A 12,036-nucleotide genomic window follows, 5' to 3' on the forward strand; every position below is an offset into this window, starting at 1 on the left:
TTTCCTCCTCAATTGTCGTAAGGGTCGGCGGCATCGCGCAGGCCGTCGCCGAAGAAATTGAAGGACAGGACGGCGACGACGACTGCGAGCGACGGCCAGATCAGGAGCCACGGCGCGGTGGCGACGGTGCGGATGTTCTGGGCGTCCTGCAGCAGCACGCCCCAGCTGACGACCGGCGGCTTGAGGCCGATGCCGAGGAAGGACAGCGAAGTCTCGGCGACGATCATGGTCGGCACGGCCAGCGTCACGACCGCAAGGATGTGGCTCGTCAGTGACGGCAGGATGTGGCGGAAGATCAGCCGCGCTTCGCTCGATCCGTCGAGCCGGGCGGCGACGACGAAATCCTCGCTGCGCAGCGCCAGGAACCGGCCGCGCACCTCCCGCGCCAGGCTGGTCCAACCGAGCAGCGAGACGATGATCGTTATGACGAAATAGACATTGACCGGCGACCATGTCAGTGGGATCGCCGCCGCCAGGCCGAGCCACAGCGGGATGGTCGGCATGGCGCTGACGACCTCGATGACGCGCTGGATCAGCGTATCGACCCAGCCGCCATAGAAGCCGGAGATCGAGCCGAGTACGACGCCCAATATCAGCGACATGGCGACGCCGACGAGGCCGATCGACATGGATACACGGGTGCCGTAGACGAGGCGCGAGAAGACGTCGCGGCCGAGCCGGTCGGCGCCGAGCAGATACATCGGGTCGTTCTGGTCGAGGGGGCCGATCAGGTGGCGGTTCATCGGGATCAGGCCCCAGAGATCGTAGGCCGCGCCTTTGACGAAGAAGCCGATTGGGACAACCTTGGTGTCGTCGACAACGAAGGTGCGGCGCAGTGCCACCTTGTCGATCTCGACCTTGTAGCCCTTCACGTGAAAATTGAACTCCGAACTGCCGTCCCGTTTTTCGACGAAGAAGCTGAGGCCCTGCGGCGGGGCATAGGTATATTGCGGCCGCGAGGTCATCGGCAAAGCCGGCGCCAGGAATTCGGCGAAGAGGCCAACCAGATAGAGGAAGAGGATGATGGCGCCGGCCACCATCGCCACCTTCTGGCGGATCAGTTTGCCGGCAACCAGCCGCCAGGGGCCGATCGCAGCGGTCGAGACGGTCTTGCCCTGTTTCAGCGGGCTGATCGAGGGACCATCGGCAACAGTGTGAAGCGGACCAGCGTGGTTTCCGAAGGTTTCGTGCGTGCTCATCGCATTCCCCTCAATTGAACCGGATGCGCGGATCGAGCAGCGCCAGCAGCAGATCCGACAGCAGCATGCCGACAAGGGTCAGCGCGCTCAATAGCAGGATGAAGCTGCCGGCGAGATACATGTCCTGCGAGATCAGCGCGCGGAAAAGCAGGGGACCTGCGGTCGGAAGGTTCAGCACGATGGCGGTGATCGTCACGCCCGAGACGAGATGCGGCAGCACCCAGCCGATCGCCGAGACGAAGGGATTGAGCGCGATTCTGACCGGATATTTGAGGATCACCTTGTATTCCGGCAGTCCCTTGGCGCGGGCGGTGACGACATAGGGCTTGTGCAGCTCGTCGGTCAGGTTGGCGCGCAGGATGCGAATCATCGCTGCCGTTCCGGATGCGCCGATGATGATGATCGGGATCCAGAGATGGGCGAGGAAATCGCCGACCTTTGCGAGGCTCCAGGGGGCCTCGGCATATTCCGGCGAGATCAGCCCGCCGACGCTCTGGCCGAGATATTTATAGGCGACATACATCAGCGTCAGCGCCAGGATGAAGTTCGGCACCGCAAGGCCGATGAAGCCGAGGAAGGTGAATACATGGTCGCCGACGGAGTGGCGGCGGACGGCGGAATAGATGCCTATCGGCAAAGCCACGATCCAGACGAAGAGCAGGCTCAAGAGCGAGATCACCAGCGTCGAGCCCATACGCGCCCATATCAGCCCGGAGACGGGCTGGCCCCACTCGAAGGAGTAGCCGAAGTCGCCGCGGCTGACGATGCCCCAGATCCATTTCAGATATTGGACATAGAAGGGGTCGTCGAAGCCGTAGATTTCCTTCAGCCGCTCGATCTGCGCGGGATCGACGGTCTGGCCGCTGTCGCTCATGGTGGCGATCATCGACGTCAGATAGTCACCTGGCGGCAACTGGATGATCAGGAACGAGATCAGCGACATGCCGAACAAGGTCGGGATCATGTAGAGCACGCGCTTGAAGATATAGCCAAGCATCGAAACGTTTCTCCTCCCGTCGGGAACGCTGTGACGCGCTTCCCCCGGATCTTCCCCCGCCTTCGGCCCTCCAGGCCGAAAGCGCTCCTTCGTCGCGTGTCACCTCATTTCCAGGTGAGATGCAGGACTTCCAGCCGATCGATACCAGGCACCTCCACCTGCGCGCGGCCATTCCCGAAGCTGAAGCTTGCGGCGCGGTCGGCAACGACGAGCCACGCCTTCGCCACCGATCGACCCTCCGGAATCTCCACCGAAACGGTCTGCGCTGCCAGAGGGTAATTGTCGCGGATCGGGCCTTTCATCATCATCGGGTTGGTGAGGTTGAAGATGCTGAGCGCCAGGCCCTCACCGTTTTCACGCAGCGCCAGATCGACGACGCCCTTGCCTTTGACGGTGACACGCGGCGTCTTGCCGAGTGCCCAATGGACGGTGTTGGTGATGAGCCGGGCGTGGTCGACGGCAAAGACCTCCCAGAAGATCTCGCCGATATTCCAGGGGATGTAAACCGTGCGTCCGCCCTTGCCGGTCTCGCGGGCGATGACGGCAGCACCTTTCGGGGCCTCGCGCGGGTAGACCTCTTCCATCGGCAGATCGGGAAAATCCGGGACATAGAGGAAGGGCGTCTTCGCATCGGTCGACGGTTCGGCATGGATCAGGCGGGTTCCGCCCATGATGCGTTCGGCGCCGTCGAAACCCTGATTGATCGGGTGATCGCTGGAAAGGGCGACATAGGTGTTCTTGACGATGCCGCGCGGGCCGGAGACGTATCTGGCGCCGAGCACGTCGGCCAGGCCGAATTCGTCACGCTTCTTGCCGAATTCGTCACGCAGCGACGTCTCGTAGGAGGCAATGACGCTGCCGCCGCGATCGACATAGGCGCGGATCGCCGCGTTCTGCGCATCCGAAAGGCAGGAAGCGTTGGCAAGGATGATCAGCTTGAAGCGGTCGAGGTTTTCCTCGGTCAGCACCTGGTCCGAGAGCAGCTCGAAGGGCAGTCGAGCTTCGACGAGGGCGTGATAGAGACCGAGATCGTGCTTCTCGGCGGAATGCCGCTCTTCCGGCGCCCAATGGCGCAGCGTCGTCGAGGGATCGATGACGGCGATTTCGGCGGTCGGCTTCATGCTTTCGAGCACCGGCTCGACGGCTGCCTGCAGGCCGAATGCGTCGGCCACCGGCTCGACCCAGCGTTTGTCGGGCACGACACCGTTGAACTTGGTGAACCAGGCGTAGAGGCCGTGGGCGGTGCCGTCGTTGATCCAGAGCTGCATCTCCTCACCCGAGGTGACGGCATCCTTCCAGCGATATTCCTCCTCCGGGCCGATCGAGGTGATCAGTACGACCGGGCGGTCGGGGAAGGTGGCGCGGATGCGCTTGCCGTTGCGGCCAGCCGACCAGCCGAGCTCGAGGCCCTTGCGGCCCTGATGGTCGACGACGAGAAAGGGGCAGTGCCTGGCGATGACCGAGAGGTCGAATTCCATCAGCGACGCGCCGCCCATGTTCGGAATGAAGCTCGCATGCGGGCGGATCGCTTTGACGGCATCGTCCCATTGGGCGATCATGTCGGTAAGCACGCTGCGGCGCCATTGTACCCAGGCCTGCCAGGCGGGATCCTCGGCATCGGGTTTTACGGGCAGGGCGTGGCCGGACATGTCCTTGAAGCGGCGGGCGCTGTCTTCGCTATAATCGACGCCGTGGCCCTGCCAGCGATTGGCGAAGACCGCATCGATATCGTATTTGCGGACGATCTCCTTGACCACCTCAGGCATGAAGACGCTGTTGTAGTCGCCATAGGCATTGGTCACCCAGGCATCGGGATAGGCCCAGTGGCGGCGCGGCGTGCCGTCGGCGTTGATCATCACCCATTCCGGATGGGCTTCGGCGGCATCGTCATGGATCGCATGCGGGTCGACGCGGGCCATGACATGCATGTCGAGTTTGCGGGCGGCGTCGACGAGCGCGCCGAAGATATCCTTGTCGCCGAGATATTTGCTCACATAGTGGTAAGGCACTTCGCTCGGATAATAGGCGATATAGCCGCCGGCACTGAGGCAGACCGCGTTCGATTTTGTGCGTTTGAAGACATCGATCCAGAAGGCCGGGTCGTATTTCTCCGGGTCGTCTTCCACGAAGGTCAGCTGGGTCCAGCGGGTCGCGGTCTTGAACCAGTCCGCCGTCCTCAGCGTGTGGGTGTTCTGTTTTCTGGCATCGAGCATCGTCTTCATCCAATCATTGGCAAAAGAAGGTCCCCGGCGCCAACCGGCGGGGCCGGCGCCTAACTAGGCTCCTGGGATAAAGGTCTTCAGACCTTGTAGAACTGCTCCGGCATGGTCGGAGCGGGCGTCGGCCAGCCGAAAGAGTTCGGCATGATCTTCGTGACGTTTTTCATGTTGTTCTTGACGACGCCGTATCCATCGGGCGGCAGCGAGATGCCGAAGACATAAAAATTGTCGGCGGCGCCTTGCAGGATCTGCTTCATGACCTCGCGTTGGCCTGATGCGTCGGAGGTCGCCTTCAGCTTGTCGTAGAGCGCAAGCTGGTTCTTCGTGCTTTCCGGCGGTTCCTCAGCATTGGCATTGGCGCGGTCGCGATACCAGAGCTGCCAAGCCGGGGCATACATGGCGTTGGCATCGGTCGGCACGTAATAGCGCGGGTCGAGCATGGCGGCGACGCCGCCATTTGCGCCGAACTGGTGGGCGGTCGCATCGAAATCACGGCCTTGACGGACGCGCGTTTCCCAGAGCGAACGGTCCATCGAGCGCATCTGTGCATCGATGCCGACCGCCTGGAACATCGGGATCACCAGCTGGAAGAGATCGAGGAAGACGGCGCGCGCCTGGTCGATCTCGAAGATGATCGTCAGGCGGCGGCCCTTTTCGTCGAGGCGGAAGTTCTGGTCGTCGCGCTTCGGCACGAGCTGGTCGAGCATGGCATTCGCCTTGTCGACGTCATAGGCCGTGAACTGCGTGGCGAGCTGCTCGTTGTAGAGCGGGTCCTCCTTCTTGACCGACGGCTGGGCAGGCGCGCCCTGGCCGACGAGCACCGCATCGATCAGCGACTGCCGGTCGAGTGCTGTCGAGAGTGCCGCACGGAAATCCTTGTTCCGGAAGAGCTTCCGCTTGGTCTCGTCGTTGTGGTTCAGGTTGAAGATGAAATTCATCACATTGGCTTCGGTCGAAGTCAGCGTGTAGAAATCATAGCCGCCCTGCTCACGCGCATCGTAGAGAACCGACTTGTTGTTCGGCGTGGCGATATACTGGTCCATCAGGTCGACTTCGCCCTGCATGGCCTTCAGCAACAGAACCTGAGGGTCGGCGACCATCTGGTAGACGATGCGGTCCATATAGGGCAACTGGTTGCCCTCGGTGTCGACCTTCCAATAGTAGGGATTGCGTTCGGCAACGGCGCGTTCGGTGTTTTCTCCGGGCGCTATCGTGAACATCCAGGCATGCACGCAGGGCTTCTTCGAGGAGTTCAGGAAGAAGGCGTTGTCGTCCTGGAAACCGGCGGCCGCCTGGAAGGAGGCGATCCAGCTTTCAAAGCCGCGTTGCTTGGCGAGTTCATCGGCCTTCGGATTGAAGTCGATGTGGAACTGCTCGAGATAATGTTTCGGTGTGCGCGTCGTCTGGTCGTTGTTTGCCCAGGCGACCTGCAGCGGGAAGAGGCCGTTCGGCTTGTCGAAGGTGACCTTGAAGGTCTGCTCATCGACGATCTCCAGCTTGGCCGGCTTGCCGCCGGACTTCCAATGATCCTGGCCGACGAAGGCGACGCGCTTGTCGGTGAAAACGGTGTCGTACCAGAACTTGATGTCGGCGGTGGTGTAGGGATGGCCGTCCGACCATTTCATGCCCTTGCGCAGGCGGATCGTATAGACCTTGGAGTCGGCGTCGCCCTCGAAGGACTCAGCGACATTCAGCGTCACGCCAGACCAGTCGGGCGTATAGCGCAACAGCGGCTCGTAGGCCTGGTAGCGGAACAGCATCGACAGCGACCCGCCGCCGACCAGCGCCATGTTCCAGTCGCCGCCGTACTTGCCGACGCTTTCGACCGGTTTGACGACGAGCGGATTTTCAGGAAGCCGCTCCTTCAGACCCGGCAGGGCGCCGCTCGACACTTTCGCTTTCAGGATATCCGCTTCCTTGAAGTCAGCGGCGAAAACCGGCAGGGCCGGCAATATCAGGGCGGCCGACGTCCCGGCCAGAAACGCACGTCGTTTCAGCTTGATCATAGGAATCTCCTCCAAAAATCCGGCCCTTATCATTATTTTTGCTGTGGGCTGGGATGAGGGAAAGATTACATTTGGATATTGTTAGGTAAAGCGTTATGTTTCTGTTAGTGCGAAAATTTGCCTTACCGGCGCGGTTGATATAGCCAGCGTCGCATCAATCGAACGGCGAGGTGCCACGTGGGAAGCAGGGGCCGGGTTACATTGCAGACGATCGCGCGGGAGGTCGGCCTGTCAAAATACGCCGTGTCGCGCTCGCTTGCCGGCAAGAGCGGCGTCAGCGAAGAAACGCGCGCGCTGATCCGCGAGACGGCGCAGCGCCTCGGCTATACCAAGCCCGCCGGGCAGGGTACTGCCGGCGAGGTCGCGGTCGTCTTTCACGATCTCGATGCCATCAACAGTGAGCTCTATATGCAGGTGCAGAACGGTGTGCAGCGCGAGGCTCATCGGCTTGGCATGACGCTGCGCGTACGCTGGACCCATGATTCCGGCCAGTTGGAAGAGCTGGCGCGCACTTGCGACGGGCTGATGCTCGTCGGCCCGCATGCCCGTGAGGCCGTGGCGGCGGTGAGTGCCACCGGCGTTCCAATCGTGCGTTTCGGCTGGGTCGATGCGCTCGAACAGATCGACCATGTCGGCGGCACCGACCATGAGGCAGGGCAGGCGGTGCTGGAGTATCTGGTCGGGCTCGGCCATCGGTCCATCGTTTACGTCTATGGCATGCCGGGCCTGCGGGGGCGCCAGGAGCGGCATTACGGTGCCCGAGAAATCGCCGAACGTTATCCTGACGTTGCGCTTCATGTTATGCAGTTTGACGAAGAGAATGGCTTCAGCGCAGCCTTCCGGGCACTCGTGGAAAAAGGCATCCGGCCGACGGCCTTTTTCTGCGCCCATGACGGGCTGGCCCTGACCGTGGTTTCCGAGTTGCTCGGTCAGGGATACCGCATTCCCGACGATATTTCAGTCGTTGGTTTCGGCGACTACTCGCCGGCGACGCAGATCTCGCCGGCGCTGACGACGGTGAGGATGGAGGGGCAGGAATGCGGGGCGGTCGGGCTGCGGCTTTTGCTCGAGCGCATCGAAAATCCACGCCTGCCGGGCATGCCGGCGCGGCGCATCATGATCGCCTCGCGCATTATCGAGCGCCGCTCGGCCGGACCCTGCAAGGCGGCGGCAAGCGTCGATGCCGCCGAGGTTTAACCGCCGAGCGAAGCAATCGCGGCCTTGACTGCGTCCGCGCCGGGCCCAGTCGGTCGGTATTCCAGACCGACGGCGCCGGCGTAACCGTTGGCGAAGATCCAGTCGAGACGTCGGGCAAGGTCGATATCGCCGGAGCCTGGTTCGTTGCGGCCAGGGTGATCGGCGACGTGGACGTGGATGATACGGTCGAGACGGCCGTTCAGCACCTCCTCGGTGCGCTCGTCCATCACGGCAGAATGGTAGATGTCGTAGACGATGCCGATCTCGGGGCGAGCGACGTCATCGATGATGTCGAGGCCTTCGCGGGTCGAATCGAGGAAATAGCCGACATGGTCGATGCGGATGTTGAGCGGCTCGACGCCGAGGCGGACACCGCTGCCTTTGAGGATATCGGCGCCGGCTCTCAACGTTTCGGTCAGCGCCCGGCGCTGTTCTTGGCGAGTCAAGCCCGGGAGATCGTCGCCCGCCTGGGCAATCAGCACCGGCGCGCCGAGACGTTCCGCGACAGTGACGGATTCGGCAAGGCCTTTCAGCCAGGCCTGCCGGTTGGCGGTGTCGGTCAGCGCGATCATCGGTTCGGCGACGAGGCTGGAGACAGCAAGGCCGGTTTCCTTCAGCGCCGCCTCGATCGCATCCAGATCCTTGCCGGTCCAGCGCCAGAATTCGATCGTCGTCAGGCCGGCCGCACGGGCGCGGCGGATGCGATCGGGAAAGCTGTCGCCCTCTTCGGCAAACAGCCATTCTATGCAGGCTGAATAACGTCGCATGAAAACTCCTCCCATCTGTTGATGCAGGCATGCGACAGATCGGCGCTTGCCGCAAGAGGTGTTCGGGCGCTTGACGCCCGGGTTCATTGGCGAAACACTTGGCACATCAGGCCGGAATCTCCGGCCGTTTGCGGAGGAAGACATGGATCTCGGATTGAAGGGTAAGACTGCCGTCATAACAGGTGCGTCGGTCGGCATCGGGCTGGCGATCGCTGAGGGGCTGGCGGCTGAGGGCGCCGACCTCGTGCTGGCAGCACGCGGCGGCGAACGGCTCGAGGCGGAAGCCGCCCGTATTGCCGAGAAGTACGGCGTCAGCGCCGCCGCTGTCGCGGCCGATGTGGCGACGGTTGCGGGAACCGAGGCGATCATCGCGGCGGCGGCCGAAAAAGGCGGCGCCGATATCCTCATCAACAATGCCGGCACCGGATCGAACGAGACGGTGATGGAGGCGCCCGACGAGAAGTGGCAGGACTATTGGGACCTGCATGTGATGGCCGCCGTGCGGCTGGCGCGCGGCATTGCGCCGCAGATGAAGGAACGCGGCGGCGGGGTAATCCTGCACAATGCCTCGATCTGCGCCGTCCAGCCGCTCTGGTACGAGCCGATCTACAATGTCAGCAAGTCGGCGCTGATGATGTTTTCGAAGACGCTCTCGACCGAGCTCATCAAGGACAATATCCGCGTCAACTGCGTCAATGCCGGCCTGATCCTGACGCCCGACTGGATCAAGACCGCCAAGCAATTGACGGCTGAAACCGGCGGCAACTGGGAAGGTTATCTGCAGAGCGTCGCCAACGAGCACGCCGCCTCCAAACGCTTCGGCACGCCCGAGGAGCTGGCCAACGTCTTCGTCTTCCTGAGTTCGGAGCGTGCGAGCTATTGCATCGGCTCGACCTATTTCGTCGATGGCGGTATGCTGAAGACGATCTGACCGAGACTCCCGGCAGGGCGCGCGGCGGCCGGTCTTTCTCGAGGCTGCCGGGCGTTTCTGTGGACGTTGCCGATACAAGCTATAAATAATAGCTATTTTGTTGTATGTTCACGCTTTTGACGCTATTTGCCTGCTATTGGCAGGATAAATACTGCGACTTCTACAAGGCGACGACGATGCTGACGAAAAAGGGAAAATACGGGCTGAAGGCGCTGGTCGATCTGGCGCGGCTGGCGCCGGGTGAGACCGCCTTCATCAATGACATCGCGGCCCGCAACAATATCCCGAAGAAGTTTCTCGATACCATCCTGCTCGAACTGCGGAATGTCGGCATCCTGCGCTCGAAGAAGGGACCGGGCGGCGGCTATTCCCTGTCGCGGCCGGCAACCGAAATCCGCATCGGCCATGTCATCCGCACGCTCGACGGGCCGTTGGCGCCGATCCGCTGCGCCAGCCGTACGGCTTACGAGGCCTGCGACGACTGTGCCGATCCGGAAACCTGTCAGGTGCGGCGCTCGATGACCGATGTTCGGGACGCGATCGCCGCCATTCTCGACAATATGACCCTCGAGCAATTCGTCGCCGATGGCGGCAGCATCGACGGCGCCAAGGAAGAATTCCCGATCTCCGCCGCCAGCTGATTTAGACCCTGCCGGGCTCCGACATATATTCGCCTGCGGTATGCACCAGCTTATCCCGCGGCAGCGATAGCGCGTGAATGCGGGCGTTGCGCCAATGGCGGTCGAGATTGAGGCCGATACCGGCCGATGTTTCTCCTGCAAGTTCGAACAGCGCGTTTGCTGTGTCGAGCGCCGTTTCCCCGGCAAGGATTGCGGCCGCCGAGGCGGAAAAATGCGCGTCCGCCATCGCTGCCTCCACAGGATTGACCTGGGCAATGTCGAGTTTGCGGCCAGCCCGTTCCAAGGCTGCCGCCGTCGCTTCGATGCGGATGGCGCGTTCGCCGATCTGGGGAAGGACGGTCGTGCTGCGATCGCCAATTGCAGTCATTAGGTCGCTCCATGCGGCCCGGGCGATGCCCAGGCTGACGCCCGCCTTGAGCAGCAGGCCGAGCGAGATGCCGGTTGAATATCCGGAGGAGGGAGCAGGCGCAATCGCATCGGCATTGACATGAAGCGTTCCGACGATCGCCGTCGCCGATCCATTGGTGCGCTGGCCGAAGCCGTCCCAATCGTCGACCACCTGCACGCCTTCTTCACCGGGTGCGAGGTAGAGTGTCACCGGGCGGCTGGGCGGAGCGGTGGCGGCAGCGGCGATCCAGTCGGCGAATAGAATACCGGGCGCCTGACGCGTGCGCCCGCTCAGGCGGTAGCCCGGGCCTTCGGCGGTCAGTTCGGTCCCGTCGGTGAAGGCGGCGCCCGCGAAGCGGTCGCCGAGCAGCACACGGGCAAACAGCGATGCCTTCAAATCCTCGGCAGCCTGGGTGCGGAGCGTTTCCAGTACGCAAAAGTGATTTTCCAGCGCCTCGCCGATCGAGGCATCGCCCTCGGCGATGATTGCAACGATTTCGGCGAGCAGGGCGTTCGACACGTCGAGCCCTTCATGGTCAGGCGGAACAGTGATTGCCGTCAGCCCTGATACCGACAGCGCGTCAAGCTCGGAAAAGGGCAGGATGCGGTTGATATCACGTTCGCTCGCCTGATGCCGGAATGAGGCGGCGAGGTCGCGGGCCGTGGATATCGCCTCCTCTTCGCTTTCGATGCGATGCGCGGGAGGCCTCAGGCTCTCATGAAACTGCGATACCGTTCCCATCGGTCACTCTTTCCTCGACGGTTACAGGAGTGAGGGATTGCCCCTCGAATGATAAGGCCGGTTTTTCTACAAAAGCCGTGTGCTTTGAATTTTCTTACCAGCTTGATTGCCTTGTCCTTTACTCTACTTACGGTGAAGTGGGGCTTTCTTGATCGAGAAATATGATGAGCGACTCTCGTGCTCGCAACAGCGAGGTTTCGAAAATGGCGCGCCAGCCGAGACCGCGTCTGACGCTGGATATTGCCGCTATGCCAACCTATGCGATCGGCGACATTCACGGTCGGTACGATCTGCTTGTGAAAGCCGAGGCGGCGATCCTGCGCGATGGCGCGCAGTTGCCCGGGCGTAAGCTGATCGTCACGCTCGGCGACTATATCGACCGCGGCCCGGAATCGTCACAGGTCATCACCCATCTCATGGAGCCACCGCCTGATGGGTTCGACCGCATCTGCCTTGCCGGCAATCACGAAATCGCCATGCTCGACTATATCGACGGCTGGATCTCCTATGACGATTGGATGCAGATGGGGTCGGCGGAGTCGCTCAAATCCTATGGCCTCGATCCGGAGCATCTGCCGCTGGTCTTCCCCACCGGCGCGAAGCTCGATGTCTTCATCCGCCAGTCGCTGCCGCGTACGCATATCGATTTCATGCGGGCGATGCCTGTCCTGCTGGAAACCCCAAGCGTGATTTTCGTGCATGCCGGCATCAATCCGAAACTGCCGCTCGACAGGCAGACGGACGAGGATCTGGTCCTCATCCGCCAGCGGTTTCTCGAAAGCCGGGTGCCGTTACCAAAACTCGTCGTTCACGGCCATACACCGAACGACAAACCCGACATACGGCCGAGGCGGCTCAATATCGATACGCGCGCCTATCGCAGCGGCAAACTCACCGTCGCCCGCTTGTGGCAGGGCAAGGTGCATCTGTTTTCGACCTGACTTCCGTTT

The 12,036-nt window shown here is 62.1% G+C and carries 10 protein-coding genes; 4 read left to right on the forward strand and 6 right to left on the reverse strand.

What is annotated here, in order from left to right; genetic code table 11:
• Positions 1–8: 8 nt before the first annotated feature.
• The 4 genes from HX899_RS00330 to HX899_RS00345 all read right to left on the reverse strand — a co-directional run bounded on the left by HX899_RS00330 (position 9) and on the right by HX899_RS00345 (position 6,421).
• Entirely contained in the window at positions 9–1,199 is a 1,191-nt protein-coding gene (locus tag HX899_RS00330) for an ABC transporter permease (RefSeq protein WP_181291408.1), read from the reverse strand.
• A 10-nt stretch (positions 1,200–1,209) separates the two neighbouring features.
• Positions 1,210–2,196, reverse strand: coding sequence for an ABC transporter permease (locus HX899_RS00335; RefSeq protein ID WP_130683780.1), 987 nt, complete (start codon positions 2,194–2,196; stop codon positions 1,210–1,212).
• A 104-nt stretch (positions 2,197–2,300) separates the two neighbouring features.
• Positions 2,301–4,409 (reverse strand): family 10 glycosylhydrolase, encoded by a 2,109-nt coding sequence (locus HX899_RS00340; RefSeq protein WP_181291409.1) that lies wholly within the window; start codon positions 4,407–4,409, stop codon positions 2,301–2,303.
• An 86-nt stretch (positions 4,410–4,495) separates the two neighbouring features.
• Complete coding sequence (locus HX899_RS00345; protein WP_138330167.1) at positions 4,496–6,421, reverse strand: ABC transporter substrate-binding protein; 1,926 nt, start codon at positions 6,419–6,421, stop codon at positions 4,496–4,498.
• Positions 6,422–6,598: 177 nt separating this feature from the next.
• Here HX899_RS00345 and HX899_RS00350 point away from each other — a divergent pair, with 177 nt between their 5' ends.
• Positions 6,599–7,618, forward strand: coding sequence for a LacI family DNA-binding transcriptional regulator (locus HX899_RS00350; protein WP_138330168.1), 1,020 nt, complete (start codon positions 6,599–6,601; stop codon positions 7,616–7,618).
• On the opposite strand, the gene HX899_RS00355 is transcribed toward HX899_RS00350, so the two are convergent.
• Entirely contained in the window at positions 7,615–8,385 is a 771-nt protein-coding gene (locus HX899_RS00355; RefSeq protein WP_181291410.1) for a TIM barrel protein, read from the reverse strand. The genes HX899_RS00350 and HX899_RS00355 overlap by 4 nt on opposite strands.
• 142 nt (positions 8,386–8,527) lie before the next feature.
• Between HX899_RS00355 and HX899_RS00360 the strand changes: the two genes are divergently transcribed.
• Positions 8,528–9,316 carry an SDR family NAD(P)-dependent oxidoreductase gene (locus tag HX899_RS00360; RefSeq protein ID WP_129421472.1) on the forward strand — a complete coding sequence of 263 codons (789 nt, stop codon included), beginning with the start codon at positions 8,528–8,530 and terminating at the stop codon, positions 9,314–9,316.
• 176 nt (positions 9,317–9,492) lie between these two features.
• The gene (locus HX899_RS00365; protein ID WP_033180647.1) at positions 9,493–9,957 is read left to right on the forward strand and encodes an Rrf2 family transcriptional regulator; all 465 of its coding nucleotides are present in this window, start codon (positions 9,493–9,495) and stop codon (positions 9,955–9,957) included.
• Position 9,958: 1 nt separating this feature from the next.
• On the opposite strand, the gene HX899_RS00370 is transcribed toward HX899_RS00365, so the two are convergent.
• Positions 9,959–11,086, reverse strand: a complete 1,128-nt coding sequence (locus tag HX899_RS00370; protein WP_180195090.1) for a monooxygenase — start codon at positions 11,084–11,086, stop codon at positions 9,959–9,961.
• Positions 11,087–11,250: 164 nt separating this feature from the next.
• Here HX899_RS00370 and HX899_RS00375 point away from each other — a divergent pair, with 164 nt between their 5' ends.
• Positions 11,251–12,027 (forward strand): metallophosphoesterase family protein, encoded by a 777-nt coding sequence (locus tag HX899_RS00375; protein ID WP_173883605.1) that lies wholly within the window; start codon positions 11,251–11,253, stop codon positions 12,025–12,027.
• Positions 12,028–12,036 lie beyond the last annotated feature (9 nt).

Origin of the sequence: Rhizobium sp. WYCCWR 11146 (genome assembly GCF_013591995.1) — a bacterium.
Classification (GTDB): domain Bacteria; phylum Pseudomonadota; class Alphaproteobacteria; order Rhizobiales; family Rhizobiaceae; genus Rhizobium; species Rhizobium indicum.

Coding starts and splice junctions, on each gene's coding strand:
- HX899_RS00370 (WP_180195090.1), bottom strand. CDS start 11,086: ATGGGAACGGTATCGCAGTTTCATGAGAGCCTGAGGCCTCCCGCGCAT.
- HX899_RS00355 (WP_181291410.1), bottom strand. CDS start 8,385: ATGCGACGTTATTCAGCCTGCATAGAATGGCTGTTTGCCGAAGAGGGC.
- HX899_RS00335 (WP_130683780.1), bottom strand. CDS start 2,196: ATGCTTGGCTATATCTTCAAGCGCGTGCTCTACATGATCCCGACCTTG.
- HX899_RS00375 (WP_173883605.1), top strand. CDS start 11,251: ATGAGCGACTCTCGTGCTCGCAACAGCGAGGTTTCGAAAATGGCGCGC.
- HX899_RS00360 (WP_129421472.1), top strand. CDS start 8,528: ATGGATCTCGGATTGAAGGGTAAGACTGCCGTCATAACAGGTGCGTCG.
- HX899_RS00330 (WP_181291408.1), bottom strand. CDS start 1,199: ATGAGCACGCACGAAACCTTCGGAAACCACGCTGGTCCGCTTCACACT.
- HX899_RS00365 (WP_033180647.1), top strand. CDS start 9,493: ATGCTGACGAAAAAGGGAAAATACGGGCTGAAGGCGCTGGTCGATCTG.
- HX899_RS00345 (WP_138330167.1), bottom strand. CDS start 6,421: ATGATCAAGCTGAAACGACGTGCGTTTCTGGCCGGGACGTCGGCCGCC.
- HX899_RS00340 (WP_181291409.1), bottom strand. CDS start 4,409: ATGCTCGATGCCAGAAAACAGAACACCCACACGCTGAGGACGGCGGAC.